The 25391-nt window shown below is 62.3% G+C and carries 26 protein-coding genes; all 26 read right to left on the bottom strand.

Going from position 1 to position 25391, the window contains the following annotated elements; all coding sequences use genetic code 11:
* Nucleotides 1–25 precede the first annotated feature (25 nt).
* The 26 genes from D580_RS0105645 to rnpA all read right to left on the bottom strand — a co-directional run bounded on the left by D580_RS0105645 (nucleotide 26) and on the right by rnpA (nucleotide 25391).
* Complete coding sequence (locus D580_RS0105645) at nucleotides 26–850, bottom strand: phosphoadenosine phosphosulfate reductase family protein (RefSeq protein WP_018953457.1); 825 nt, start codon at nucleotides 848–850, stop codon at nucleotides 26–28.
* The gene (locus D580_RS0105640) at nucleotides 843–4343 is read right to left on the bottom strand and encodes a hypothetical protein (RefSeq protein WP_026289743.1); all 3501 of its coding nucleotides are present in this window, start codon (nucleotides 4341–4343) and stop codon (nucleotides 843–845) included. Before D580_RS0105640 ends, D580_RS0105645 begins: the two co-directional genes overlap by 8 nt.
* Nucleotides 4340–5266: a DUF4007 family protein gene (locus tag D580_RS0105635; RefSeq protein WP_018953454.1), complete on the bottom strand. Its 927-nt coding sequence runs from the start codon at nucleotides 5264–5266 to the stop codon at nucleotides 4340–4342. The genes D580_RS0105640 and D580_RS0105635 overlap by 4 nt, the downstream gene beginning before the upstream one ends.
* Nucleotides 5263–5436 (bottom strand): hypothetical protein, encoded by a 174-nt coding sequence (locus D580_RS0105630; RefSeq protein ID WP_196799724.1) that lies wholly within the window; start codon nucleotides 5434–5436, stop codon nucleotides 5263–5265. Before D580_RS0105630 ends, D580_RS0105635 begins: the two co-directional genes overlap by 4 nt.
* 187 nt (nucleotides 5437–5623) lie before the next feature.
* A complete protein-coding gene (locus tag D580_RS0105625) occupies nucleotides 5624–5815 on the bottom strand; it encodes a hypothetical protein (RefSeq protein ID WP_018953452.1) in 192 nt (63 codons plus the stop codon).
* A gap of 42 nt (nucleotides 5816–5857) precedes the next feature.
* Nucleotides 5858–6121, bottom strand: a complete 264-nt coding sequence (locus D580_RS0105620) for a type II toxin-antitoxin system RelE family toxin (protein ID WP_018953451.1) — start codon at nucleotides 6119–6121, stop codon at nucleotides 5858–5860.
* Nucleotides 6108–6341, bottom strand: coding sequence for a glucose-6-phosphate isomerase (locus D580_RS0105615; protein ID WP_018953450.1), 234 nt, complete (start codon nucleotides 6339–6341; stop codon nucleotides 6108–6110). Before D580_RS0105615 ends, D580_RS0105620 begins: the two co-directional genes overlap by 14 nt.
* A 67-nt stretch (nucleotides 6342–6408) precedes the next feature.
* Nucleotides 6409–8235 (bottom strand): glutamine--fructose-6-phosphate transaminase (isomerizing), encoded by a 1827-nt coding sequence (glmS, locus tag D580_RS0105610; RefSeq protein WP_026289741.1) that lies wholly within the window; start codon nucleotides 8233–8235, stop codon nucleotides 6409–6411.
* Between the two features lie 164 nt (nucleotides 8236–8399).
* Nucleotides 8400–9779: a bifunctional UDP-N-acetylglucosamine diphosphorylase/glucosamine-1-phosphate N-acetyltransferase GlmU gene (glmU, locus tag D580_RS0105605; RefSeq protein ID WP_018953448.1), complete on the bottom strand. Its 1380-nt coding sequence runs from the start codon at nucleotides 9777–9779 to the stop codon at nucleotides 8400–8402.
* 398 nt (nucleotides 9780–10177) lie between these two features.
* On the bottom strand, nucleotides 10178–10603 hold the full coding sequence (locus D580_RS0105600) for a F0F1 ATP synthase subunit epsilon (RefSeq protein WP_012639833.1): 426 nt from the start codon (nucleotides 10601–10603) through the stop codon (nucleotides 10178–10180).
* Nucleotides 10604–10616: 13 nt separating this feature from the next.
* A complete protein-coding gene (atpD, locus tag D580_RS0105595) occupies nucleotides 10617–11996 on the bottom strand; it encodes a F0F1 ATP synthase subunit beta (RefSeq protein WP_018953447.1) in 1380 nt (459 codons plus the stop codon).
* A 46-nt stretch (nucleotides 11997–12042) separates the two neighbouring features.
* On the bottom strand, nucleotides 12043–12903 hold the full coding sequence (gene atpG, locus D580_RS0105590) for a F0F1 ATP synthase subunit gamma (protein WP_018953446.1): 861 nt from the start codon (nucleotides 12901–12903) through the stop codon (nucleotides 12043–12045).
* 12 nt (nucleotides 12904–12915) lie between these two features.
* Nucleotides 12916–14457, bottom strand: coding sequence for a F0F1 ATP synthase subunit alpha (gene atpA / locus D580_RS0105585; protein WP_018953445.1), 1542 nt, complete (start codon nucleotides 14455–14457; stop codon nucleotides 12916–12918).
* Nucleotides 14458–14470: 13 nt separating this feature from the next.
* Entirely contained in the window at nucleotides 14471–15007 is a 537-nt protein-coding gene (locus D580_RS0105580; RefSeq protein WP_018953444.1) for a F0F1 ATP synthase subunit delta, read from the bottom strand.
* A 10-nt stretch (nucleotides 15008–15017) separates the two neighbouring features.
* On the bottom strand, nucleotides 15018–15488 hold the full coding sequence (locus D580_RS0105575; RefSeq protein WP_018953443.1) for a F0F1 ATP synthase subunit B: 471 nt from the start codon (nucleotides 15486–15488) through the stop codon (nucleotides 15018–15020).
* A 61-nt stretch (nucleotides 15489–15549) separates the two neighbouring features.
* A complete protein-coding gene (gene atpE, locus D580_RS0105570) occupies nucleotides 15550–15819 on the bottom strand; it encodes a F0F1 ATP synthase subunit C (RefSeq protein ID WP_012639839.1) in 270 nt (89 codons plus the stop codon).
* Between the two features lie 82 nt (nucleotides 15820–15901).
* Nucleotides 15902–16675, bottom strand: a complete 774-nt coding sequence (atpB, locus tag D580_RS0105565; protein WP_018953442.1) for a F0F1 ATP synthase subunit A — start codon at nucleotides 16673–16675, stop codon at nucleotides 15902–15904.
* A 14-nt stretch (nucleotides 16676–16689) separates the two neighbouring features.
* Nucleotides 16690–17067: an ATP synthase subunit I gene (locus D580_RS0105560; RefSeq protein ID WP_018953441.1), complete on the bottom strand. Its 378-nt coding sequence runs from the start codon at nucleotides 17065–17067 to the stop codon at nucleotides 16690–16692.
* Between the two features lie 164 nt (nucleotides 17068–17231).
* Nucleotides 17232–18092: a ParB/RepB/Spo0J family partition protein gene (locus D580_RS0105555; RefSeq protein WP_012639842.1), complete on the bottom strand. Its 861-nt coding sequence runs from the start codon at nucleotides 18090–18092 to the stop codon at nucleotides 17232–17234.
* A 55-nt stretch (nucleotides 18093–18147) separates the two neighbouring features.
* Nucleotides 18148–18942 carry a ParA family protein gene (locus D580_RS0105550; protein WP_018953439.1) on the bottom strand — a complete coding sequence of 265 codons (795 nt, stop codon included), beginning with the start codon at nucleotides 18940–18942 and terminating at the stop codon, nucleotides 18148–18150.
* A 118-nt stretch (nucleotides 18943–19060) separates the two neighbouring features.
* Complete coding sequence (rsmG, locus tag D580_RS0105545) at nucleotides 19061–19648, bottom strand: 16S rRNA (guanine(527)-N(7))-methyltransferase RsmG (protein ID WP_231363502.1); 588 nt, start codon at nucleotides 19646–19648, stop codon at nucleotides 19061–19063.
* Between the two features lie 41 nt (nucleotides 19649–19689).
* Nucleotides 19690–21609 (bottom strand): tRNA uridine-5-carboxymethylaminomethyl(34) synthesis enzyme MnmG, encoded by a 1920-nt coding sequence (mnmG, locus tag D580_RS0105540; RefSeq protein WP_018953437.1) that lies wholly within the window; start codon nucleotides 21607–21609, stop codon nucleotides 19690–19692.
* Nucleotides 21610–21680: 71 nt separating this feature from the next.
* Nucleotides 21681–23021 (bottom strand): tRNA uridine-5-carboxymethylaminomethyl(34) synthesis GTPase MnmE, encoded by a 1341-nt coding sequence (gene mnmE, locus D580_RS0105535; RefSeq protein ID WP_018953436.1) that lies wholly within the window; start codon nucleotides 23019–23021, stop codon nucleotides 21681–21683.
* Between the two features lie 99 nt (nucleotides 23022–23120).
* A complete protein-coding gene (gene yidC / locus D580_RS0105530) occupies nucleotides 23121–24794 on the bottom strand; it encodes a membrane protein insertase YidC (RefSeq protein WP_026289739.1) in 1674 nt (557 codons plus the stop codon).
* A gap of 7 nt (nucleotides 24795–24801) precedes the next feature.
* Nucleotides 24802–25050 carry a membrane protein insertion efficiency factor YidD gene (gene yidD / locus D580_RS0105525; protein ID WP_018953434.1) on the bottom strand — a complete coding sequence of 83 codons (249 nt, stop codon included), beginning with the start codon at nucleotides 25048–25050 and terminating at the stop codon, nucleotides 24802–24804.
* Entirely contained in the window at nucleotides 25035–25391 is a 357-nt protein-coding gene (rnpA, locus tag D580_RS0105520; protein WP_026289738.1) for a ribonuclease P protein component, read from the bottom strand. The genes yidD and rnpA overlap by 16 nt, the downstream gene beginning before the upstream one ends.

Raw genomic sequence — 25391 nt, 5'->3', positions numbered from 1 at the left:
ATCTCTATCACGGCATTAGCAAGACCTACAAACTACATATCAAGCAGGACTGGTCTTCAGGGTCATCATCTTCTTCACCACTACGCAATGAGTCCTGCCAGCGTACCGCCGTTTTGGTCGCTCTTGGCCCCAACATCTTGCGCTTGTTCATTGCGTGTTGTGCGACTTCCTCAAGCGTTCGTCCCTGAACCCAGGTGTACCCGTTACCAGCCTCTTTTTCTATGCTCACTGCCATATCAAATAGGGTAGGATGTTCTTCTTTTAACCCCAGCCACTCTTCTTGTCGTTGAAAAAAGCAGAAATAGCATCCGGATCTACTGCGCCATTTATAGTATTCGGGAATACCTACAGAATCTTCTAGAATTTGAAAAATATCGTCCCGTACCAGCCCGTCCTCAATGAAGGGGTACACGGCTTTGATATTATCTTTGTGGCTTATATACCCCTCTCTGAACTCGTCAGCCCTAATACCAATGTAGCTAATGGCATCATCCGTTCCAATCCAGCGCTCGAAGGGCTCAATCTTCATGACGCGAGTACACCAGCGCTGTCTTGGTGAAGGCAAGAAGTCGTTATGGACCTTTAACCAATGCTCAAATGGCCTTCCGCTACTGAGCCGAATTATCTCTTTTCCGAGGTAAGCTTCGAGCTTTTCAAGAACGTCGTAGACCTCTTGAAGCTCAGCGCCTGTGTCGGAAAAGAAGTACTCCATTCGATCATGTAGTTCTGGATAGCGATCCTTGATGTAAACCGCCAAGGCGGCACTGTCTTTTCCACCGGATAACCCTAAAACGTGCCGGGCATCGGTGCGCTTAAGGGCATCTTGGATATTGTACTTACGCTCACTCATTTCGCGCGTCCTTTAGCTTTTTGTCTCGGCTTGTGGCTCTGTGCTCTGAGGACTGCTGCTGTCTGTATTCCGCAAGAAACTCATCTACGAATTCAGCGACTGCGGCAAGCTGAAGTTCGTGATCCGCATACTGGCTAATAGATGCCAAAAGGTCTCGTTTGACGACCTGGACAGCCTCATGACGTTTGGCGTCAACGGCGACCACCTCCTCAATAGCCTCACCCCCTCGCTTGAGGGATTTCAGCAGGTAAACATCGAAATCACCAGAAACCTTCTTCCTTGTCTTGTCGTAGTGTAGACGTAATGTTTCTAGGTCAAGAATACGGGAAGCAAAGTCACTCAAGCGAACTTCCGCCTCGCTCGTGTCCGCGTCGGCCCACTTCTCAGGAGGCTTTTGGCCAAGAAACATCAGGAGGTTTTGCAGCCACTCTTCGTCCGTGCCGCTAGTCTTAGTTAGGCGCTTGAGGAAGGCCCTTAGTCCATCGACGTCGACCGTGAGCTCCTCCAGACCTGCATAGCGCCCAGCCAATTTAACTCGAAGCTCCGATAGTGGTGTAGATGCGTCGAGTTGGAACGCCTGCGCTAGCAGACGTTGCTGCGCCTGCAGAAGTTTTGGGAAGGCATTCTTGAGTTCTCGCAGCGCGTCTCGCAGTCGCGCTGCAAATTCTTCTGGATCGAAACTCTTGCTTGTATCTAGTGCGCTGACATCAAAACCTAGCGCTGCAGGCAGATCGTTGAAAAGCAGGCGCTCCGGCGATTTCGCCAAATTGAATGCCGTTCTCACTGCTTTAGCATCTTCGGATATTGTCTGACTCTTGGTCTTCTTCGCATATTCAGGCAATCCACCAATGAAATTGGCAAGAGGACGTACAATCTCGATGACAGTTTTGCGGCTGCCATCATTGAATAGAGCCCTGGAATACTGCTCAAACAGCGATGCACGTACGCCTTCAATCCTGAAGCGCTGGACCTGAAATGCGTCAGGGGTTTTGGTCAACCGCTCCAGGTGTTCTGGTGACAGGAACGGAACATACGCTCGGTTTTCATAAATTGCGAGCTCGTCCTTGAATACCAGGCTGGCCGCTAGCGCAAGAATCGGCAATACACCCGACTTGATTCCATAGGGTGGTCCGGCTAGCACATCAAACAATTCCTGGAAGCTACGCGACTCACGCTCGGTCGTTGCCATGAACTCTTCAATAGCCTTCCATGACTGGTAGAAGGGTGAACGCTTTGTAGGCGCACTAAATGACCAAACGCCCGGTTCAGTCATCTGATGCAAACGGGTCTCGCGCAATAGAGAACGATAGATGGCCTTCTCAGGTGGAAACTTCTCGATTCCCAGATCTGCCTTGTCACCCGCCTCGATCATCGCCGCAAACAGTTTGTTCCTTGCGGCGGCGGCTTGGCTGGAAAGCTTGTCTCGATTGATGAGCTCATTCCGAACTGCAGGGGCGCTATGAAAGACGCTACGCAATATATACGAGAGCGCTTCTTGGAATTGGCGCTTGGTGGTGACAGTGAGGAGATCGCCTCGCCAGTACCATTGGTTATGAGCTGGTCGCTCAGTCAACGCGCTGAGTAGCTGTTGCTCAACAAGTTGGGCGGCAGCATAGCGATCTTTGAATTCCCGTTGGGCGACCGGATCCGCATGGAGCTCCTGCGCCTCACGCTGAACCGCTTCAAGCGCCAGGTTCTCAGCAACGGCTTCTCTTAGCAGACTGGCATTCCTGTGTAGAACGACAAGATCTAAGTCATCGAAATTCTTGATGACATCTGAACAGAAGACACTCTCGTCATTCTGCCCCTCTGACAGGTAGAAGATTATCCGCGGTTGATCTTCGCACCGCGCAATGGTTCTATAGCTTTTCGCATCGACAAACACAGGGACAAAGTATCTGAGTGTCCCGCTCTGAATGGTGTACTTACGGGCGACTATTGGGAGCAATGCGTGCCGACGGTTCAGAACTTCCGCGAGTTCGAATCGACCGAGCTTTGCTCGCTGCTCATCAACAGCTGCGTCTAGATCGAAATCACTTCCTTGCCATACGCGATATTCGCCGCTAAATGTTCTAAATTGAATTAGCGACTTGGAGATTAGCGCCTGAGTGGCGCGCTTTACTTCGGTTTTCTTTGAAAGGGCAAGATCTACCAGGACTTTTGAAGCCTTGAATCCGCCTTGGGGGCCGACGATGTTGAAAAGCCCGATGGTCTTAAGGAGCTGGCCCTCGATATCTGGAGCGTCACCAAGGCGCTCAACAGCCGTAACCACTTCAGCCCAACGGCGATGCGTGTAGTGATCGGATACAGCCGCCGGTTGGTTGAGAATGAAGTACTCGTAGATCTCCCAGGGATAGATCCAATCACCCACCTTCTCCAAACGCATTAGACTGTCACGGAAGCCATGAGGCTCCTGGCTCCCGAGATAGCTGAATAGCGTTCGCTCATTCTGAGCCACTTTTTGGCACAGAATCGGTAACAGGATGGCCGCGATCGGATGGATCGGATAGCAATTGGTGAAGAGTTCGGCAGCCGCCTTCTCATCCAACATGCTCGGCAACGCACCGGCTGCTGCAAGATCATTTGACCACTTCGTTGCAGTTGCCTTGATCTCGGCTCGATCAGTGGTGCTCAGCTGATGCGTAAACGCAGCAGCGACGACACGCAGCGTTTGCTCTGTCGACTCTAGGAATGGGATATTCTCGAAGCGGCCTTGCACCTTGGCCCATTCGTTCTTAAGGTTCTCGCCAAGACCCTTGGCGTAATGCTCGAAAGACTGATGCTGCAAGACCACAAGCGTGAGGTTGGCCTTGTGTCCAGCACAGGCATGCTCCGCGAGAGCCTGCAGCAAGAAGATGTCATTAGCTCCGTAGTGCCTTGCTTCATACTCAAGAAACTTTCCAAGTTCATCGATGACGATGAGTACACCATTACCACCAACCTTGGCGACGGCATCCTGAAGTGCTTCAACACCTTCCAGAATGTCCGTAGTCGTAATTCCTGCCTTGGCAGCGAGAGCAGCTAGATCCTTAACCACTTTCGGGGCCCGGCCTGGTCGGTTTGACCAGTAAGATGCGGCTGACTCAGCGAGCGCATTTGCCAGCCGGCTACTCAGTGGCTCAGGGCTGCCTGTCAACAGGACATAGCAATGCCCAAGGCTGTCTTTCCCGAAGCTCTCAAAACGCTTAGCCAATTTGGCGTTGGCTTTTCGCAACACCATTGCTGCTGACTTTGTAGCATCTTGATCAGCCCGCGCCAGCAGGTGCGCGAGGAAAATCGCGAATGATGATTTGCCGGAACCATAGGGGCCCACCAGGGACCAAGCACGCGGTGCTTGAGCTGTCTCAAAGGAATCCGCGATACGATCCAGTGTCTTAATGGCTCGCGAAGTCGGGATATACGCTCCGACGACTGCAGTGGAGTTCGCATCACGCTCTAAGTTGATGGAACGGGTGTAATACGCATTAACAGCGACCTTATTGGCAAGGCTCATGCGGCCACCTCGCTGTAGTGGGCACTGTAGTGATGGTCTAAATAGGAGATCTTCGGCTTCTCCTCGAGAAGATATAATTGATGGACTCCCGCCGTCTCTCGAGTCTCATACGCTCCTGGGAAAACGCGCACCATCTCCTCTAACTTGCTGATCAGCCCAGCCTCTGTTAGGCGGAAGACGCCGCCGATTGCGGGATAAGCCGCTCGACCATACATCAACTCCTCGATCGGCACTTCTTTGGCCTTGGTGAACTGGAGGTAATCCGCCACGGCATACGCGAAAACTCCCACCGGAAGACCATCACGCGTGTCGGGGCGTGACTGATAACGCTTGGAACCTGGCAGGTGCGAAACTAGACCCAACAACGATAGTGGTGAATCAAGGGCTTCCTCCAGCGGGGTGCGAGCACTTCTGCTAGATTGCGTATACATCCGAAGTAGGATTGCAGCATCTTGTTTCACTGTCGATGCGGCAACTCGGGTTTTGATATCGCTCTTTACGAAGTCCACGAGTGCTGCGCCTACTTCTTGAGATGTAAACTCTGGCTTGTGGAATCGATTAAAGAACCAATACCAGGCGGTGGCGAGCTCGGCATTAGTTGCAATCAACCAATGAATCAGCCAAATGGTAGCCTCATCTTCCATATAGGGGTCGTACCCATGGCCTGGACTGAAAAGTTCCTCCCCTATCTGCGTAAGAATTAGCTGACCATCACGACGCTCAGCTAACTGTGCTGCCTCTATCCAATATCGAATGGCAGAAACCATGTTCTTCCCCACGCCAAGCGTGACGGTGGCTTCATCGGATTGGAATACGGTGGAATCTTCCAAAAGCGCATGGATGCCCTTGGTAAGCCAACTGTAACGAAGGGGGAAGGTCTCGTGGCGTCCGAATGCCGTTTTTTCGCTGTTAAAGCGCATCATGAGTAGGCCTCCTCCTTGAGGTCATTTCCAAACGGTAGCGGGAGTGTGAGTTGGGACTTTTCCCGCAAGTATTGTTCAGCATTATCGAGGAACCACTGTTTCAGGCTGACCCCTTCCTTGGAAAGGGTGGCATGGAGTTCCTGCTTAAGCTCTGGATCGATCTCGATCACGATCCGTCCGCTGTGTCCCACTGGCATGAGTTTAACCCGCTCTTGTTACGCAACTCATGTAACATAGCATATGTTACATGACATCGCCTCTTAACTTAGCTGATGTTGCTCATACAACCCCATAAACCACACCCCCGCCATCGCAACCTATTGTTCTTTATAGCAAAGGTACGCCTTTCGCTGGTGGCTATTCCACCGTCACCGACTTCGCCAGATTCCTCGGCTGATCCACATCCGTGCCCTTGAGTACTGCCGTGTGATACGCCAGCAATTGCAACGGGATGGTGTAGACGATGGGCGCGGTGCTGGGGCAGATGTCGGCCAGGGTCAGGCTGTGGTAGTGGTCCAGGTTGACCCTTATGCGCTCGTCGCTGAGCATGAACAGCTCACCTCCGCGGCGGTGCGAGGTAGGCGGGTCTGCTCAGATCTTTCGGTACACTTCTCGCCTGTGTCCTATTTTCACGACCGTCACGATCAGCTCATCATCCACAATCTCGTAAATGATACGGTACACGCCCTGGCGCACCCGGTAGCGTTCCTGGCCCGAAAGCTTCTGGCTATCGGACGGTCGTGGATCGTCTGCAAGTGCCTCGATGCGCTTGAGTATCCGGGCGATATCCCGGCTGGGAATCGGCCGCAGGTCCTTGGCAACGGATTTTCTGAAGGCAAGTCTATAGCTTGCCATGCGCCTTCAGGTCGTTGAGCAATTCTTCGTAGGTCATTGTGGGCTCGGCCACACGCTCCTGAAAGGCCGCCAGGTCCTCCTGATCCTCGAGCAGCGCCGCTCGCACCGCGTCGTTGACGATTTCGGAGATGGATTGATGTGTATGCGCAGCCTTCAGGCGCAGAGCCTCGTGGAGCTGCTCGTCGAAATAGATGGTGGAGCGCTTGGTTGCACTATTCATGGCATGGTACCTCTTGCCGATGAATATAACGCCGTGACGTCATGACATCAAGGCGTCGCGACGTCTTTCACTCCACCGTCACCGACTTCGCCAGATTCCTCGGCTGATCGACATCCGTGCCCTTGAGCACGGCCGTGTGGTACGCCAGCAGCTGCAGCGGGATGGTGTAGACGATGGGCGCGGTGCTGGGGCAGATGTCGGCCAGGGTCAGGCTGTGGTAGTGGTCCAGGTTGATCCTGATGCGCTCGTCGCTGAACAGGAACAGCTCACCACCGCGGGCGCGGACCTCCTGGAGGTTGGAGAGCACCTTCTCCAGCAACGGGTCGTTGGGCAGGGCGCAGATCACGGGCATGTCCGCGTCCACCAGGGCCAGGGGGCCGTGCTTGAGTTCTCCGGCGGGATAGGCCTCGGCGTGGATGTAGGAGATCTCTTTGAGCTTCAGCGCTCCCTCCATGGCCACGGGATAGAAGGTGCCACGGCCCAGGAACAGGGCATGGGTCTTCTCGGCGAAGGCGTTGGCCATCTCTTCGATGGCCTCGCTCAGGGACAGGGCCACTTCCACCTGGCGGGGCAGGGACTCCAGTTCCTCCACCAGGGTCTTTTCCTTTTCCCGGTCCATGCCATGGCGTCGCGCCAGGGCCAGGGCCAGCAGGCGCAGGGCCACCAGCTGGGTGGTGAAGGCCTTGGTGGAGGCCACACCGATCTCGGGGCCGGCGCGGGTCATCACGGCCACGTCTGATTCGCGCACTAGCGAACTCTCGGGCACGTTGCAGACGGAGAGGCTGCCGAGATATCCCATCTTCTTTGATTCGCGCAGGGCCGCCAGGGTGTCTGCGGTCTCACCGGACTGGGAGATGGTGACGAACAGGGTGTCCTTCGGCACCACCACGTGGCGGTAGCGGAATTCGCTGGCCACTTCCACGCTGCAGGGCACGCCCACCTCTTCCAGCCAGTAACGGGCCACCAGGCCGGCGTGGTAGCTGGTGCCGCAGGCGATGATGTGCACGCCTTTCGCGGCATCCAGCAGCCGCTTGGCCTCGTGGCCGAAACTCTCCTCCAGCAACCTGCCCTTGTAGATGCGCCCCTCCAGGGTCTCGGCGATCACGGCGGGCTGCTCGAAGATCTCCTTGAGCATGTAATGCCGGTACGGGCCCTTGTCGGCGGTGGCGGCCGTGAGCTGGGAGATGCGTATCGGGCGCTCGACTTCATGGCCCTGGGCGTCCAGCACCCGCACCGAACCCCTGCGGATCTCTGCGATGTCGCCTTCCTCCAGAAAGATGAACCGCTGGGTCACCGGCAGCAGGGCGAAGACGTCGGAGGCGATGAAGTTTTCCTCCACGCCGATGCCGATCACCAGCGGGCTGCCCAGGCGCGCGACGATCAGCCGCTCGGCCTCGTCGGGGCATGCGACGGCCAGCGCATAGGCGCCGACCATTCTGCTGGTCGAGGACCTGACTGCGCTGAGCAGGTCCTCGCCTTCACCCAGGTGATGGGCAAGCAGGTGGGCGATCACCTCGGTGTCGGTCTCGGAGGTGAAGCTGAAGCCTTGTGCGCTCAGCTCGGCGCGCAGGTCCGCGTGGTTCTCGATGATGCCGTTGTGCACCACCGCGACCCGCTCGCCGCTCATGTGCGGATGGGCATTGCGCTCGGCCGGGATGCCGTGGGTGGCCCAGCGGGTGTGGGCGATGCCCAGACGGCCCACCAGGGGCTGTGCGTCCAGCCGGTGCTGCAGTTCACCCACCTTGCCCACGGAGCGGATGCGCTGGATGTGGCCATCGTCCGCGCGCACGGCGATGCCGGCGGAGTCGTAGCCGCGATACTCCAGTCGTCGCAGGCCCTCCATCAGGATGGGGACCACGTTGCGTTCAGCGATGGCTCCGACAATTCCGCACATAGGAAGGCTCTAGATACAAGTGGAAAGAGACAAAATACAAGTGGAACGGAAAAGCCAATGGACAGGATTTACAGGATTAACATGGCCATCAAGACCAACGGCTTATGATAAGTCTCGCTTTCGCCTTTTCATCATGTAAATCCTGTTAATCCTGTCCAAGCTTTTCATTCCTTCGGTTTCTTCACCGGGCGCTTCCAGCCCGGGATGGTGATGGCCTTGGCGCGGGCGACGGTCAGTTCACCCGGGGGGGCGTCCTTGTTCAGTGTCGTCCCGGCGCCGATGGTGGCGCCCTCGCCCACGGTGAGCGGTGCCACCAGCGCGGTGTTCGAGCCGATGAAGGCGCGGTCACCGATGATGGTCTTGTGCTTGTTGGCGCCATCGTAGTTGCAGGTGATGGTGCCGGCGCCGATGTTCACGTCGCGGCCCAATTCGCTATCGCCCACGTAGCTCAGGTGATTGATCTTCGAGCCCTCGCCCACCCGGGCGTTCTTCACTTCCACGAAGTTGCCGATCTTGGCGTTGCTGTCCGTGTGCGTGCCGGGCCGGATGCGCGCGAAGGGACCCACGCTGGCACCGGCGCCGATGACCGCGCCTTCGATGACCGTGTGCGGCAGGATTTGCACCCCGGGGCCGATCTCGGAATCGATGATGACGCAGCCGGCGCCCACCTGGGCGCCCTCACCGAGCTTCACGCGACCCTGCAGGATCACGTTCACATCGAGGCACACGTCCCGTCCTGCCTCCACCTCGCCGCGGACATCCAGGCGCGACGGATCGATGACGGTCACACCCTGGACCATGAGGCGCTCCGCCTCACGCCTTTGATAGGCGCGCTCCTGCTCGGCGAGCTGGCGCTTGTCGTTCACGCCCATCAGTTCAATGGCCTCGTGTCCGACCACTGCTTCCACGCGCCTGCCTTCCGTGTTTGCCAGCGCGACGCAGTCCGTCAGGTAAAACTCGCCCTGGGCATTGTCGTTCGTCACCTTCGACAGCCAGCGGGTGAAGTCCCTGGACCGCGCGGCCATGATGCCGGTGTTCACCTCGTTGACGCGCCTTTCGGAATCGCTGGCGTCCTTCTCTTCCACGATGCGCTGCACCCGTCCGCTGTCATCGCGCAGGATGCGTCCGTAGCCGGTGGGGGATTTGAGCGCTGCCGTGAGGATCACCAGGTCGGCCCCTTCATCCAGTTGCGTCAGCAGGCGCCTGACCGTCTCGCCACGGACCAGGGGCACATCCCCGTAGAGGATCAGGACCCGGTCATCCGCATCGGTCTCCGGCAGGGCCACCTGCACGGCGTGGCCGGTGCCGCGCTGCTCGGCCTGGTGCACCCAGCGGATGTCGGTTTCGGGGAAGGCCTCGCGCACCCGGTCACCGCCATGGCCGTAGACCACGACGAGGCGATGGGGATCGAGGGTTCGGGCGGTCTCCAGTACATGGGAGAGCAGCGGACGTCCGGCCAGGGGCTGCAGCACCTTGGGCAGGGATGAGCGCATCCGGGTGCCCTGGCCCGCGGCGAGGATGAGGATACTGGTGGGGGTCGTCATACCTGACAGTCTACGTGTTCCTGATGAAGCTATGTAGTGCGGGGTGATGTCCGCTGGGATCTGTGATGGGGGGAGTTTACCGCCTTTGCATCCGACTGGTCCGGGTGGCGGCGACAGGCATCGTTGTCGGGCTGAAGCCCGACCGAACGGACATGGCGCGTGCGGCATCCTGCATCATTAAAGGCGCGCCATGTCCGCCCCTCACCCCAACCCTCTCCCACTGGGAGAGGGAGATGATATAAGGTGTCGCTGCGCGACTTACACGTTAAGGGACGCCCGTACCCCGACTCGGATCAGGCTGCCATGCCAGGCGGACACAAAAAAGGGGCGTATCCACCGGCAGCGGATGGTTCCGTGCGGGTGGGACACGCCCCCGGGTCCTGCAACGTCTGCGCGCGTCAGCGGGTGTGGCGGCGCAGCTTCTCGATCATGCGCAGGCGCGCGGCGGCCTCGATCAGCTCGGCCTGGGCCTTGGCGTAGTCGAAGTCGGCCTTGCGGTCCGACAGGGCTTCCTCGGCGCGGCGCATGGCCTCCTTGGCCTCGGCCTCGTCCAGGTCCTTGGCGCGCACGGCGGTGTCGGCCAGCACGGTCACCACATGGGGCTGCACCTCCAGCAGGCCCCCGGAGATGAAGATGCTGTGCTCCTCGCCGGAGTCGCTGACCTTCACCCGCACCTCGCCCGGCTTGAGCTGGGCGATGTACTGGGAATGCCGGGGCAGGATGCCCACCTCGCCGCCCTCGGCGGGTGCGACCACCATCTGGGCGGTGCCGGAGTAGATGGACTCCTCGGCACTGACGATATCCACGTGAAAAGTCATGGCCATGGGTTACCCCTGATTACTTGAGCTTGCCGGCCTTTTCGACAGCTTCGTCAATGGTGCCGACCATGTAGAAGGCCTGCTCGGGCAGATGGTCGTACTCGCCGGCCACGATCGCCTGGAACCCGCGGATGGTGTCCTTGAGGGACACGTACTTGCCGGGGGCGCCGGTGAACACTTCCGCCACGAAGAACGGCTGGGACAGGAAGCGCTGGATCTTACGGGCGCGGGCCACGATCAGCTTGTCGTCCTCGGACAGTTCGTCCATGCCCAGGATGGCGATGATGTCCTTCAGCTCCTTGTAGCGCTGCAGGGTGTTCTGCACGGCACGGGCGGTGTCGTAGTGCTCGTTGCCGATCACCTGGGGATCCAGCTGACGGGAGGTGGAGTCCAGCGGGTCCACGGCCGGGTAGATACCCAGCTCGGCGATCTGTCGGGACAGCACCACGGTGGCGTCCAGGTGAGCGAAGGTGGTGGCCGGAGACGGGTCGGTGAGGTCGTCCGCGGGCACGTACACGGCCTGGATGGAGGTGATGGAACCCTTCTTGGTGGAGGTGATGCGCTCCTGGAGCACACCCATCTCTTCGGCCAGGGTCGGCTGGTAACCCACCGCGGAGGGCATACGGCCCAGCAGTGCGGACACCTCGGTACCGGCCAGGGTGTAACGGTAGATGTTGTCGATGAACATCAGCACGTCGCGGCCTTCGTCGCGGAAGAACTCGGCCATGGTCAGACCGGTCAGCGCCACGCGCAGACGGTTGCCCGGGGGCTCGTTCATCTGGCCGTACACCAGGGCCACCTTATCGAGCACGTTGGAGTCCTTCATCTCGTGGTAGAAGTCGTTACCCTCACGGGTACGCTCACCCACGCCTGCGAACACGGAGTAACCGCTGTGCTCGATGGCGATGTTGCGGATCAGCTCCATCATGTTCACGGTCTTGCCCACGCCAGCGCCGCCGAACAGGCCGACCTTACCGCCCTTGGCGAACGGGCAGAGCAGGTCGATCACCTTGATGCCGGTCTCGAGCAGCTCGGTGGAACCGGCCTGCTCGTCGAAGCTGGGGGCGGGGCGGTGGATGGACCAGCGCTCTTCGGTCTGCACGTCACCGGCGTTGTCCACCGGGTTGCCGAGCACGTCCATGACCCGGCCCAGGGTGCCCTTGCCGACGGGAACGGAGATCGGGGCGCCGGTGTTGGACACCTTCACGCCGCGACGCATGCCGTCGGTGGAACCCATGGCGATGGTACGCACCACGCCGTCACCCAGCTGCTGCTGCACCTCAAGGGTCAGGCCGCTGTCATCGACGCGCAGGGCATCGTAGACATTGGGCACGGCGTCACGCGGGAATTCCACGTCCACCACCGCGCCGATGATTTCAACGATGTTTCCAGCACTCATGATGTTGATCCTCTAAGTCTGCAATTCTGTCGGGTTCGGGCCAGGGTCAGACGGCGGCCGCGCCGCTCACGATCTCGGAGATTTCCTGGGTGATGGCTGCCTGGCGGGCCTTGTTGTAGACCAGCTGAAGTTCCTTGATCAGGTCACCCGCGTTGTCGGACGCGGACTTCATGGCCACCATGCGCGCGGCCATCTCGCAGGCCACGTTTTCCACCACGCCCTGGTACACCACGGATTCGATGTAGCGGGTCAGGAGGGTATCCAGCACCGGCTTGGTATCGGGCTCGTAGATGTAGTCCCAGTGGTGTTTGAGCTCGTCTTCCTCGCTCGGCACCAGGGGCAGCAGGGTGGTCACCCGCGGCTTCTGGGTCATGGTGTTGACGAACTCGTTCTCCACCAGGACCAGGCGGTCGATCCTGCCCTCGTCGTAGGCGTCGAGCATGACCTTGATGGTGCCGATCAGGTCGTTCATGCGGGGCTGGTCACCCAGATGGTTGACCTTGCCCACCACGTTGCCACCCAGGCGCTTGAAGAAACCCAGCGCCTTGTTGCCCACCAGGCAGAGATCCACATCCACACCCTTGTCGTGCCACTCGCGCATGGCAAGGACGGCCTTCTTGAACAGGTTGATGTTCAGGCCGCCGCACAGACCGCGGTCGGTGGAGATGATGATCATGCCGACCCGCTTGACCTCACGCTCTTCGAGGTAAGGATGCTTGTACTCGGCCTTGGCCATCGCCACGTGACCGATCACCTGGCGGATCTTCTCCGCATAAGGGCGGGTCGCCAGCATGCGATCCTGCGCCTTGCGCATCTTGCTGGCGGCCACCATCTCCATGGCCTTGGTGATCTTCTGAGTATTCTTGATACTCTTGATCTGGGTGCGGATCTCTTTTGCGCCTGCCATGAGTGACCCCGCTTACCAGCTGTGCTTGGCTTTGAACTCGTCCAGAGCGGCCTTCATACCGGCCTGGATTTCGTCGTTGTAGTCACCCTTCTCGTTGATCTTGGCCAGCAGATCCGTCTTGCTGGAGCGCAGGAAATCGAGCATGGCCTTTTCGAAGTCCACCACCTTCTTGGCATCCACGTCGTCCAGGTAGCCTTCGTTGGCGGCGAACAGGGAGAACGCCATCTCGGCCACGGACATGGGCGAGAACTGGCCCTGCTTCATCAGCTCGGTGACGCGCTTGCCGCGCTCCAGCTGCTTGCGGGTCAGTTCATCCAGGTCGGAGGCGAACTGGGAGAAGGCCGCCAGCTCGCGGTACTGGGCCAGGGCCAGACGCACGCCGCCGCCGAGCTTCTTGATGATCTTGGTCTGGGCCGCGCCACCCACTCGGGACACGGACAGACCGGCGTTGATGGCCGGACGGATACCCGCGTTGAACAGGTCAGTTTCCAGGAAGATCTGACCGTCGGTGATGGAGATCACGTTGGTGGGCACGAACGCGGACACGTCGCCAGCCTGGGTCTCGATGATCGGCAGGGCGGTCAGAGAACCGGTCTTGCCCTTCACTTCACCGTTGGTGAACTTCTCGACGTACTCGGCGTTCACGCGGGAGGCGCGCTCCAGCAGACGGGAGTGCAGGTAGAACACGTCACCGGGATAGGCTTCACGGCCCGGGGGACGACGCAGCAGCAGGGACACCTGGCGATAGGCCCAGGCCTGCTTGGTGAGGTCGTCATAGATGATCAGGGCGTCCTGGCCGCGGTCACGGAAGTACTCGCCCATGGCACAACCGGCGTAGGGGGCGATGAACTGCATGGCCGCGGATTCGGAGGCGGTGGCCGCCACGATGATGGTGTGCTCCAGCGCGCCGTGTTGTTCCAGCTTGGTCACCACGTTGGCGATGGAGGAGGCCTTTTGGCCCACCGCCACGTAGATGCATTTCACACCGGTGCCCTTCTGGTTGATGATGGCGTCCACGGCCACGGCGGTCTTGCCGGTCTGGCGGTCGCCGATGATCAGCTCACGCTGGCCGCGGCCGATCGGCACCATGGCGTCGATGGCCTTCAGACCGGTCTGCACCGGCTGGTCCACCGACTGACGCTCGATCACGCCGGGGGCGATCTTCTCGATGGGGGAAGTCAGGCTGGTGTCGATGGCACCCTTGCCGTCCACCGCCATGCCCAGGGAGTTCACCACGCGACCCAGCAGGGCCTCGCCCACGGGCACTTCCAGGATGCGGCCGGTGCAGCGCGCCGTGTCTCCTTCCTTGATGTGCTTGTAGTCACCCAGCACCACCGCGCCCACGGAGTCGCGCTCCAGGTTGAGCGCCAGGCCGTAGGTGTTGCCGGGGAATTCGATCATCTCACCCTGCATCACGTCGGCCAGGCCGTGCAGACGCACGATGCCGTCGGAGAGGCTCACCACGGTACCCTCGGTGCGCGCCTGAGCCGCCGCATCGTAACTGGCGATGCGCTTCTTGATCAGTTCACTGATTTCGGTCGGATTGAGTTGCATTGGATAAATCCTCTTAGCGGCTCAGGTTGGCGGCCATGCGTTCCAGACGCCCGCGCACTGAACCATCGATGACCAGGTCGCCCGCTCGGATCACGGCACCGCCGATGAGACTCTCGTCCACCTCGCAGACCAGCTCCACCTCGCGCCCGAGGCGCTTGGCGAGGGACTGGGCAATGGCGGACTTCTGCGCATCGCTGACGGGCTGCGCGGAGACGACCAGCGCCTCCACCTTGCCTTCCGCTTCGGCGCGCATCACTTCATAGATGGCGGCGATCTCGGGGAGCAGGGTCAGGCGGCCGTTCTCGGCCAGCAGGCGAACGAAGTTCTTACCCTGGTCGTCGATGCGGCCTTCGCAGACACCGATGATGGTATCGGCTGCGGCTTCGCGGGTGAGCTTCGGGCTGTCCAGGAAGGCCTTCATGGTGGGGTCGCGGACGACGGCGGCCATGAAGCCCAGCTGGTCGGACCAGCGGGCCAGGTCACCGGCGCCCTGCGCCACTTCGAAGACCGCCTTGGCGTAAGGCCGAGCAAGCGTGGTGAGTTCAGACATATGGAATCACCTAGATCTGTGCCACCAGGTCCTGAATCACCTGGTCGTGGGCCTTGGGATCGATTTCCTTCTTCAGGATACGCTCGGCCCCGACGACTGCGATGGCACCCACCTGCTTGCGCAGTTCTTCGCGCGCGCGGTGGACTTCCTGCTCGATCTCGGACTGCGCGGTTGCCTTGATACGCTCGCCTTCGATGCGGGCGGTATCCTTCGAGGCCTCGACGATCTCGTTGGCGCGTTTCTGCGCCTGGGCGATGATCTCCGCGGCCTGCTGCTTGGCTTCCTGCAGGACCTGCTTGGCTTTTTCCTCGGCGAGCTGCTGTTCGTGCTTGCCACGCTCGGCGGCGGCAAGGCCGTCAGCGATCTTCTTCTGACGTTCCTGCATCGCCTGGATGATGGGGGGCCACACGAACTTCATCGTGACCCACACCAGCAAACCGAAGGTGATCATCTGGCCGAGCAGCGTGAGATTGATGTTCACGTTGCTACCCCCTGGTATGACGGTTCATAACGGATGAATGACTGGAGTTCTGTCAGTTCCGTTAGCCGGTGATGACGCCCAGGAAGGGGTTGGCGAAGGTGAAGAACAGGGCCAGACCCACACCGATCATGGTCACGGCGTCGAGCAGACCGGCGACGATGAACATCTTCACCTGCAGCATCGGCACCATTTCGGGCTGACGGGCAGCGCCTTCCAGGAAGCGGCCACCCAGCAGACCGAAGCCGATAGCGGTACCCAGGGCACCCATGCCGAGGATCAGACCCACAGCGATCGCGGTCATGCCCTGAACGTTAGCGAGAGCGAGTTCCATAACTTCCTCCAGTGTATCGAGACAAGGTTGTTAAAACAGTTTGCAAAAATGCCTGCCCCGGCGAACCAGGGCTGGCGCCAAATCAATGATCTTCGTGGGCCATGCTCAGGTAGACGATGGTCAGCACCATGAAGATGAACGCCTGCAGGGTGATGATCAGCAGCTTGAACAGGGACCAGGACAGGCCGAGCGTCCACTGGATCCACCAGGGCAGCAGCGCGATCAGGGTGAAGATCAGGCCGCCGGCGTACATGTTGCCGAACAGTCGCAGTGCGAGAGACACGGGCTTGGCGATCTCTTCCACCACCTTCAGCACGAAGTTGAAGGGCAGGAACCAGATGCCGAAGGGCTTGAGGAAGATCTCCTTGGAGAATCCGGTCACGCCCTTGATGTAGAAGCTGTAGAAGATGATCAGGAAGAACACGGCGATGGACATGCCGAGCGTCGCGTTCACGTCCGAGGTCGGGTTGATGCGCAGGTATTCAAGACCAGCCATGTGAGCCAGGTAGGGCAGAAGATCGTATGGCAGCAGCTTGACGATGTTCATGAGGAAGATCCACACGAACAGGGTCAGGGCCAGGGGGGCAATCACCTTGCTGCGGCCGTGGAAGGAGTCTTTGACCTGCTGGTCGACGAACTCCACCAGGATCTCGACGAAATTCTGCAGGCCTCCGGGTACGCCGGTGGTCATGCGCCGGGCGGCGCGGATGAAGATGAACAGGAACACGGCGCCGAGCAGGATGGAGAAGAACATGGTGTCCACGTGAATGGCCCAGAACGTCTCCTTGTCACCCAGGGTCAGGTGGCCCAGGTGGTGCTTGATGTATTCCGAAGCGTTCGCGTATTCCGCTGCCATGTGTGCTCGAGCCTCTAGTCTTGCGTGCCGGAGAGTGCCGGTAACAGGACGATCCAGAATGCCATCAGGCTAACCATGTACGTGACGAACATAGGCAGGAAGCTGACCTCCAGCCACAGGATTGCCACCACGAACAAAGCCACCGTCAGCAGGATCTTCTGGGATTCGCCGACATAAAATGTTCTTACTATGACCTTCGCCGGGCGCTTGGCGCCTCCGGCAAAGACCCGCAGGGCGAAAAAGGCGGTCGTGATGAAGCCAATGCCTCCCCCGGCCAGCGCTGACCATGCTGCGTAGGGACCTGACAACCAGCTGAACGCCAGGAAGCCGGCTGCCGCCACGCAGGCCTGAATGACGAGAAGTCGCCGGGTCGTGCTGTTGATCAAGGCCACGGGCGTTCTCTATGTCTTCGGGCAAATTCGCTGTTCCCCCCCGGTTATGACCCCCCCCCGGGAGCGTCGCCAGGGCACTAATCGCGTGTCCATTCGCGAAATACCGCTGGCGGTCTGAAGGCGCCGGATTATAAGAGAACGCTGATCATGCGGTCAAATGCGGTCTAGCGGATGTGCTCCAGGATGCCGTCCAGTTCATCCAGAGAGTTGTACTGGATCACCAGCTTGCCCTTGCCCTTGTTGTTGTACTGGATGTTCACGGGCGCGCCCAGGCGCTCGGACAGGGATTCCTCCAGGCGGCGCACGTCCGGGTTGCCCGCCGGGGACTTTACCTCGGTCTTGTGACGATCCTGTTTCAGGAGGTTCTGCACCAGGCGCTCGGTCTCGCGCACCGACAGGCCCTTGGCCACCACCTTGCGGGCGGTCTCGTCCTGCAGCTCGGCGGGCAGTACCAGCAGGGCGCGGGCATGCCCCATCTCCATCTGGCCCTCGTCCAGCAGTCGGCTGGCCACCTCGCCCAGCTCCAGCAGGCGCAGCAGGTTGGTCACGCCGGTGCGGGAGCGGCCCACGGATTCCGCCGCCTGCTGGTGGGTCATCTCGAATTCCTGGATGAGCCGGTGCAGGGCGCGGGCCTCCTCGATGGGGTTGAGGTTCTCCCGCTGGATGTTCTCGATCAGGGCCATGGCGGCGGCGGCCTGGTCGGGGATGTCGCGCACCACCGCCGGGACCTCGTGCAGGCCCGCCAGCTGGGCGGCGCGCCAGCGCCGTTCGCCGGCGATCAGCTCGTAGCCCTGGCCCATGGGCCGCACCACCACCGGCTGCACCACGCCCTGGGCGCGGATGGAGGCGGCCAGATCCTCGAGGGCCTCTTGCTTGATGTGGATGCGGGGCTGGTACTTGCCGCGGCGGATCTGATCCACCGGGATCTGGCGCAGGTTGGAATCCTCCTGCTCACGCTGGGCGGCGCCGGCGCTGCTCAGCAGCACGTCCAGTCCGCGGCCCAGTCCGGTCTTCCTTCTAGCCATGGCTCTTCAGTCTCGGTTTTTCGGAGAAATTCGCGCGGGTGGCGATGCGTGATGCTCAGGCGCTGGCGGCGGGGGCCGGCGTGGTGCCGCGCTCCCGTCGCAGGATCTCGCCGGCCAGGGCCAGGTAGGCCATGGCGCCGCGGGACGGCTTATCATACAGGAGGATCGGCAGCCCGTAGCTGGGCGCCTCGGCCAGACGCACGTTGCGCGGGATGATGGTGCGGTAGACCCGCTCGCCGAAGTGCTGCTCGAGCTGCGCGGAGACATCGGTGGCCAGGTTGTTGCGCGGGTCGTACATGGTGCGCAGCACGCCTTCCACCTGCAGGTCCGGATTCACGGACTGGCGGATGCTCTCGATGGTGCGGGTCAGGGCCGAGAGGCCTTCCAGGGCGTAGTACTCGCACTGCATGGGGATCAGCACGCCGGTGGCCGCCACCAGGGCGTTGACCGTGAGCATGTTCAGGGACGGCGGGCAGTCGATGATGATGTAGTCGAACTCGGCGACCACCGGCGCGAGGGCCTCCTTGAGCCGGAACTCGCGGCGCTCCGCCTGCATCAGGCTCACCTCCGCCTCGGTGAGGTCGGCATTGGCCGGCAGGATGCTGTAGCCCACCGCCTCCACGTACTGGATGGCCTCGCGTATCGGCGTGCGGCCCATGAGTACGTCACCGCTGGTGAATTCCAGGTCGTGCTTGTCCACGGCGCTGCCCATGGTGGCATTGCCCTGGGGATCCAGATCGATCATCAGCACCCGGCGCTTGGTGGCCGCGAGTGAAGCCGCCAGGTTGACGCTGGTGGTGGTCTTGCCCACCCCGCCCTTCTGGTTGGCGATGGTCAGGATCTTGGCCATGGGTGTACCCTCATCGTGATCTTCATTCGGACACCTGCACGGCATCCGTAGGTCGGGCTTCAGCCCGATATGCTGCCTGTCAAAACCACTGCTGTCGGGCTGAAGCCCGACCTGCGGGTCAGTTTCGGCGCAGTTCCACCAGGTGTCGTTCGGCTGTCAGACCCGGCACCCGGATCTGGTGGACGTCCACCACCACCCAGGGTTCGGGCAGCGCCTTCAGTTCGTCGCCCGGATCGCGGCCCTTCATGGCGAGCATCCTTCCCCCGGCGCTCACCAGGTGTCCGGCCAGGGCCACGAAATCCGCCGTGGCCGCAAAGGCACGGCTGATGACTGTATCAAAGGGCTCATCCGGGCGATAGTTTTCCACCCGGGCGTGCACCGCGCTCGCATTCGCCAGACCCAGTTCCAGGATGGCCTGTTTCTGGAAACGCACCTTCTTGCCCACGGTGTCCACCAGCACCACCGTCAGATCCGGCCGGGCGATGGCCAGCGGGATGCCCGGAAGGCCAGCCCCGCTGCCGATATCCGCGATGCGCGAACCGTGTATCCAGGGCAGGACTGCCAGACTGTCGAGGAGATGGTGGGTGACCATCCGGCGGGGCTCGGTCACCGCCGTGAGGTTGTAGGCCTTGTTCCAGCGCAACAGCAGTTCCAGGTAGGCACCCAGCAGCTGGCCCAGGTTCGCTGGCAGGCCCAGTGCCTCCATTCCGCGCACCAGGTCCGCGCGGGCGGTCTCGTCGAGTGCGGTCACGCCCGGGCGCGGCCGTCATCGGGCCGGGGTGACTGCGGCCCGTTGGCCCCCTGGCGCTTGATGTGCACCAGCAGCAGGGATACGGCCGCCGGGGTCACGCCGGGGATGCGCGCCGCCTGGCCCAGGGTGTGGGGCCGGTGGGCGGCGAGCTTCTGGCGCACCTCCATGGACAGGCCGGTGATGGCGGCATAGTCCAGGCCCTCCGGCAGGGCCAGATGCTCGTGGCGCTGCTGGCGGGCCACCTCGTCCTGCTGGCGCTGGATGTAGCCGGCGTACTTGGCGCCGATCTCCACCTGCTCCGCCACCAGGGGGTCCTCCACCCCGGGACCTGCCCCTGCCAGGCCCATGAGCGCGGCATAGTCCACTTCCGGCCGGCGCAGCAGATCCAGCAGGTTCTGCTCGCGGCTGAGAGGTCCGCCGATGACCCGCTCGGCGGCCTCCCGGTCCACGCGCTCCGGATCCAGGCGGGTGGCGGCGAGCCGCTGCGTCTCCCGCTCCACCGCCTCGCGCTTGGTGCAGAAGGCGGCCCAGCGCGCGTCGTCCACCAGGCCCAGGTCCCGGCCCAGGGGGGTAAGGCGCAGGTCCGCGTTGTCCTCGCGCAGCATGAGCCGGTACTCGGCGCGGCTGGTGAACATGCGGTAGGGCTCGGCGGTGCCCCGGGTGATCAGGTCGTCGATGAGCACGCCGATGTAGGCCTCGTCCCGGCGCGGGCACCAGGGGGCCAGCTCGCGCACGCTGCGCGCCGCGTTGAGCCCCGCCACCAGACCCTGGGCGGCTGCCTCCTCGTAACCGGTGGTGCCGTTGATCTGGCCGGCGAAGAAGAGGCCGGCGAGGCATCGGGTCTCGAGACTGGGCTTTAAGTCCCGGGGATCGAAGTAGTCGTACTCGATGGCATAGCCGGGGCGCGTGATGTGCGCCTGCTCGAAGCCGGGGATGGAGCGCACCAGCTCGAACTGCACGTCGAAGGGCAGGCTGGTGGAGATGCCGTTGGGGTAGACCTCGTGGGTGTCCAGGCCCTCGGGCTCGATGAACACCTGGTGGCTGTCCTTGTCGGCAAAGCGCACCACCTTGTCCTCGATGGACGGGCAGTAGCGCGGCCCCACCCCCTCGATGGCGCCGCTGTACATGGGCGAACGATGCAGGGCGCCGCGGATGATGCCGTGGGTGCGGTCGGTGGTGCGCGCGATCCAGCAGCTCACCTGGGGCGGGTGTTCGTCCCGGGAGCCGACGAAAGAGAACACCGGGCGTGGATCGTCGCCGGGCTGTTCGGTGAGCTGTGCATAATCGATGCTGCGCCCGTCGATGCGCGGCGGGGTGCCGGTCTTGAGCCGGCCCACCCGGGGGGCCAGTTCCCGCAGGCGCGCAGCCAGGGCGATGGACGGCGGATCGCCGGCCCGTCCCCCGGCATGCTGGGCCTCGCCCACATGGATGCGTCCGCCCAGGAAGGTGCCCACGGTGAGCACCACGGCCGGGGCGCGAAAGCGCAGACCGGTCTGGGTGATGACGCCCGCGACCCGTTCGCCTTCCACGATCAGGTCATCCACCGCCTGCTGGAACAGGAACAGGTGCGGCGTGTTCTCCACCACGGATCGAACCGCGGCCTTGTAGCGCACCCGGTCCGCCTGGGCGCGGGTGGCGCGCACCGCCGGCCCCTTGCGGCTGTTGAGGGTGCGGAAATGGATGCCGCCCCGGTCCGCCGCCCGGGCCATGAGTCCGCCCAGGGCATCGATCTCCTTGACCAGGTGTCCCTTGCCGATGCCGCCGATGGCCGGGTTGCAGCTCATCTGGCCGATGGTCTCGATGTTGTGGGTGAGCAGCAGGGTGCGCGCGCCCGTGCGCGCCGAGGCGAGCGCCGCCTCGGTCCCGGCGTGGCCGCCGCCGACCACGATCACGTCATAGCTTGCTTCGAATCCCATACATCCGGACCTTATTCGCAGGAAAAGTCTTGGAATTTTACGCCCGGGGGGCCGTCTGCACCAAGGACCGGCTATTTGCCGATGCAGAAGGTGGAGAAGATCCGACCCAGCAGGTCGTCGGAGGAGAAGCGTCCGGTGATCTCGCCCAGGGTCTCCTGGGCCAGGCGCAGGTCCTCGGCCACTAGCTCCGGTCCGGCACCGGCGGCCAGGGCATCCCGGGCGGTGGCCACGTGACCGACGGTGCGGCTCAGGGCATCCAGGTGCCGGCGCCGGGCCAGGAACAGGCCTTCGCCGCCGGAGAATCCTGCCCGTGCCTTGAGATGCTCGCGCAGGCTGTCCACCCCCTGCCCGTCCTGGGCGCTGAGGTAGAGGATGCCACCCTGCTCGCCCGGCGCCCGGGCGGTGAGGTCGATCTTGTTGTGCACGCAGATCACCGGTAGATGGGCGGGCAGGCGCGCGCGGATGGCGGCCTCCTCCTCGCCCTCCCCCAAGGCGTCGTCCACCACCAGCAGCACCGCGTCGGCGGCCTCGATCTCGGCCCAGGCGCGGCGGATGCCTTCCTGTTCCACCGGGTCGTCGGAGTCGCGCAGGCCTGCGGTGTCCACCAGGTGCAGGGGCAGGCCGTCCAGGCTCACGGTCTCGCGCAACACGTCCCGGGTGGTGCCGGGGATGTGGGTGACGATGGCCGCCTCGCGGCGCACCAGGCGGTTGAGCAGGCTGGACTTGCCGGCGTTGGGCCGCCCGGCGATCACCAGGCGCAGGCCCTCGCGCAGCAGCGCGCCCTGGGCGGCGCCCCGGATGAGCCGATCGATTCTCCCGGACAGATCTTCAAGACGCGCCTGCACCTGCGCCTCGCGCAGGATGTCCACGTCCTCGTCGGGAAAATCCAGGGCCGCCTCCACCGAGACCCGCAGGCCGGTCAGGGCATCCAGCAGGTCATTCACCTCGTGGGAGAGCGCACCTTCCAGGGCGCGTCTTGCCGAGCGCGCCGCCTGGGCGGAGCCGGCCTCGATGAGATCGGCGACCGCTTCCGCCTGGGCCAGGTCCAGGCGACCGTTCAGAAACGCCCGTTCGGTGAATTCCCCGGGCCGGGCCGCGCGGCAGCCCAGGGACAGGCAGCGGGTGAGCAGCAGGTCGAGCACCACCGGGCCGCCATGGCCCTGGAGTTCCAGGGTGTCCTCTCCGGTGTAGGAACGGGGGCCGGGGAAGAACAGCGCGATGCCGTCGTCCAGAGTCTCGCCCTGTTCGCCCAGGAAAGGTGCGTAGGTGGCATGACGGGGGGCGGGGACTCGGCCCAGGAGGGCCTTGGCGACGGCGGTGACCCTCGGACCGGAGACCCGCACCACCCCCACCCCGCCGAAGCCCGGGGGCGTGGCGATGGCGGCGATGGTGTCCTCGGGGGAATCGGCCATGGAAGATCCGGATACCGTGGGTCGGCCTTCAGGCCGACTTGCGGGGCCAGGCGCACATCGCTGTCGGCCTGAAGGCCGACCTACGGGGAACCAGGCCCATCAGCCCTTCTTGCCGGCCTTCTCGATGTTGCGCGTGATGTACCACTGCTGGGCGATGGACAGCAGGTTGTTCACGAACCAGTACAGCACCAGGCCCGCCGGGAAGAAGGCGAAGAACACGGTGAACACGAACGGCAGGGCCATCATCAGTTTCTGCTGGATCGGGTCCATAGGCGCCGGGTTGAGCTTGTACTGGGCGATCATGGTCAGGCCCATGAGGATGGGCAGGATGAAGTAGGGGTCACGCACGGAGAGATCCTGGATCCACAGGATCCACGGCGCCTGGCGCAGCTCCACGCTTTCCAGCAGCACCCAGTACAGGGCGATGAACACCGGGATCTGCACCAGAATCGGCAGGCAGCCGCCCAGTGGGTTGATCTTCTCCTTCTTGTACAGCTCCATGAGCGCCTGGTTCATGCGCTGCTTGTCGTCGCCGTAACGGTCCTTGAGCTGCATCATCTTGGGCTGCACGGCGCGCATCTTCGCCATGGAGCGGTAGCTGGTCTCGGAGAGCTTGTAGAACACCAGCTTGATGAGGATGGTCAGGATGATGATGGCCCAGCCCCAGTTGCCCACCACGTTGTGGATCCAGTCCAGCACCCAGAACAGCGGCTTCGCCAGGAAGGACAGCATGCCGTAGTCCACGGTCAGTTCCAGCCCCGGCTGGATGGCCTTCAGTGCCGCCTGCTCCTTGGGACCCACCCAGAATCGGCTGGTGAACACCGTCTCCTCGCCGGGGGCCGCCGTCTGGGGTTCGGAGCGCATGCCGATGATATGCTCGGGGCGCGCCGGTGTGCCCAGCACCCGGGTGTAGAACTGGTTGATCTCGTGCTCGAAGGGCACCCAGGCGGTCAGGAAGTAGTGCTGGATGATGGAGATCCAGCCACCCTGCACATCCTTGTCCAGGGACCTGCCGGCCATGTCCTCCAGGGACAGCTTCTCGTAGCGGCCGTCGTGATAGGCCACGCCGGTGAAGGTGTACAGGAACCAGGATTCACGGCTCGGGGTACTGCCGTGGCGGATCTGCCGGTACTGGCGACCCACCCAGGGCTGGTCGCTGTTGTTACGCACCGCGTGGTCCACATGGATGAGGAAGTCGCCGCGACGGAAGGTGTAGGTCTTGGTCACCTGCACACCATCCTCGCTGGTCCAGGTCAGGGGCACGCGCAGCTCGTTCTGGCCATCGGCCAGGCGGTACTCATCACGTTCGGCCTGGAATATGGCGTGGTGGCTGGGCGCGCGGCCCTCACCGGAGATCCCGGGCACCCGGTCGTGGATCAGACCGGACTGGGCCACGTACTGGCGAATGCGTTCATCCAGCAGGCGAATCGGCTGGTCGGGAGTGCGCAGGCTCACCGGATAGGTGGGCAGGTCGGCCCGCACCAGGTCACCGCCGCGGGTGTCGATCTCGATATCCAGCACGTCGGTCACCACCCGGATGCGGCGGCGGTCCGGTTCCGCGGGCGCCACTTCAATGGGCGCGTCCATGGCCTCGGAGACCGGTGCATCGGGCACGTCCGCCGGCGGTGCCGGAACACCATCGCGCTCCATCACCTGTTCCTGGGCACCGGGGGCGGCCACCGGCTGGGGGCCGTAATCGCGGTTCCAGGCCTGCCAGATCAGGAACAGCACCAACAGCATCGACAGGTAGAGTACGGGGCGAAGGTTATCCATGGCCGGCCTAGTTCTTTGTGTGGGTCTTTGAAGGGGAGGTGTCGGTATCGGGTACGGGATCATACCCGCCTTCGCACCAGGGATGGCAACGTCCCAGGCGCGTGACGGTCAGCCAGGTGCCGCGCAGGGCACCGTGGCGCTCGATGGCCTCGATGGCGTAGCAGGAACAGCTGGGCGTGAATCGGCAGTGCTGACCCAGGAAGGGGCTCAGCAGGAGACGGTAGGCCTGTATCAGCAGGATTAGGGGTTTGCGCATGGGGTGCTCAACCTTGCCCAGAATCGCTCCAGGGAGGCGCGGATCCGGGCGTTGTCCCAGCCGGTGACCGTCGGCCGGCACATGACCACCACGTCCACCGGGGCCAGGTGTTGTCTGTGCTGCCTGAATGTTTCCCGCACCAGGCGCTTGATGCGTTGCCGGTCCACGGCGCGCCGGGCGCACTTCTTGGAGATGGCCAGCCCGAGGCGGGCGCTGTCTCCACCGTTGTCCCGCACCAGCAGGGTGAAACCTGCGTCGCTGAGCTTGCGCGCGTCGCCGAAGACCTGCTTGTACTGCTCAGGTCGTGTCAACCGGACGGACCGGGGAAAGCCCTGGTCCAC

The sequence above is a fragment of the Thioalkalivibrio sulfidiphilus genome (assembly GCF_000377945.1).
Lineage (GTDB): Bacteria > Pseudomonadota > Gammaproteobacteria > Ectothiorhodospirales > Ectothiorhodospiraceae > Thioalkalivibrio_A > Thioalkalivibrio_A sulfidiphilus_A.
Note: the sequence above shows the minus strand (reverse complement) of the source record. Positions and strands in the feature narration are given on the sequence as shown.

Excerpts from the sequence above, each read along its gene's own strand:
- D580_RS0105645 (WP_018953457.1), bottom strand. The coding sequence starts at position 850 with ATGAGTGAGCGTAAGTACAATATCCAAGATGCCCTTAAGCGCACCGAT.
- D580_RS0105640 (WP_026289743.1), bottom strand. The coding sequence starts at position 4,343 with ATGAGCCTTGCCAATAAGGTCGCTGTTAATGCGTATTACACCCGTTCC.
- D580_RS0105635 (WP_018953454.1), bottom strand. The coding sequence starts at position 5,266 with ATGATGCGCTTTAACAGCGAAAAAACGGCATTCGGACGCCACGAGACC.
- D580_RS0105625 (WP_018953452.1), bottom strand. The coding sequence starts at position 5,815 with ATGCTCAGCGACGAGCGCATAAGGGTCAACCTGGACCACTACCACAGC.
- D580_RS0105620 (WP_018953451.1), bottom strand. The coding sequence starts at position 6,121 with ATGGCAAGCTATAGACTTGCCTTCAGAAAATCCGTTGCCAAGGACCTG.
- D580_RS0105615 (WP_018953450.1), bottom strand. The coding sequence starts at position 6,341 with ATGAATAGTGCAACCAAGCGCTCCACCATCTATTTCGACGAGCAGCTC.
- glmS (WP_026289741.1), bottom strand. The coding sequence starts at position 8,235 with ATGTGCGGAATTGTCGGAGCCATCGCTGAACGCAACGTGGTCCCCATC.
- glmU (WP_018953448.1), bottom strand. The coding sequence starts at position 9,779 with ATGACGACCCCCACCAGTATCCTCATCCTCGCCGCGGGCCAGGGCACC.
- D580_RS0105600 (WP_012639833.1), bottom strand. The coding sequence starts at position 10,603 with ATGGCCATGACTTTTCACGTGGATATCGTCAGTGCCGAGGAGTCCATC.
- atpD (WP_018953447.1), bottom strand. The coding sequence starts at position 11,996 with ATGAGTGCTGGAAACATCGTTGAAATCATCGGCGCGGTGGTGGACGTG.
- atpG (WP_018953446.1), bottom strand. The coding sequence starts at position 12,903 with ATGGCAGGCGCAAAAGAGATCCGCACCCAGATCAAGAGTATCAAGAAT.
- atpA (WP_018953445.1), bottom strand. The coding sequence starts at position 14,457 with ATGCAACTCAATCCGACCGAAATCAGTGAACTGATCAAGAAGCGCATC.
- D580_RS0105580 (WP_018953444.1), bottom strand. The coding sequence starts at position 15,007 with ATGTCTGAACTCACCACGCTTGCTCGGCCTTACGCCAAGGCGGTCTTC.
- atpE (WP_012639839.1), bottom strand. The coding sequence starts at position 15,819 with ATGGAACTCGCTCTCGCTAACGTTCAGGGCATGACCGCGATCGCTGTG.
- atpB (WP_018953442.1), bottom strand. The coding sequence starts at position 16,675 with ATGGCAGCGGAATACGCGAACGCTTCGGAATACATCAAGCACCACCTG.
- D580_RS0105555 (WP_012639842.1), bottom strand. The coding sequence starts at position 18,092 with ATGGCTAGAAGGAAGACCGGACTGGGCCGCGGACTGGACGTGCTGCTG.
- D580_RS0105550 (WP_018953439.1), bottom strand. The coding sequence starts at position 18,942 with ATGGCCAAGATCCTGACCATCGCCAACCAGAAGGGCGGGGTGGGCAAG.
- rsmG (WP_231363502.1), bottom strand. The coding sequence starts at position 19,648 with ATGGAGGCACTGGGCCTGCCAGCGAACCTGGGCCAGCTGCTGGGTGCC.
- mnmG (WP_018953437.1), bottom strand. The coding sequence starts at position 21,609 with ATGGGATTCGAAGCAAGCTATGACGTGATCGTGGTCGGCGGCGGCCAC.
- mnmE (WP_018953436.1), bottom strand. The coding sequence starts at position 23,021 with ATGGCCGATTCCCCCGAGGACACCATCGCCGCCATCGCCACGCCCCCG.
- yidC (WP_026289739.1), bottom strand. The coding sequence starts at position 24,794 with ATGGATAACCTTCGCCCCGTACTCTACCTGTCGATGCTGTTGGTGCTG.
- yidD (WP_018953434.1), bottom strand. The coding sequence starts at position 25,050 with ATGCGCAAACCCCTAATCCTGCTGATACAGGCCTACCGTCTCCTGCTG.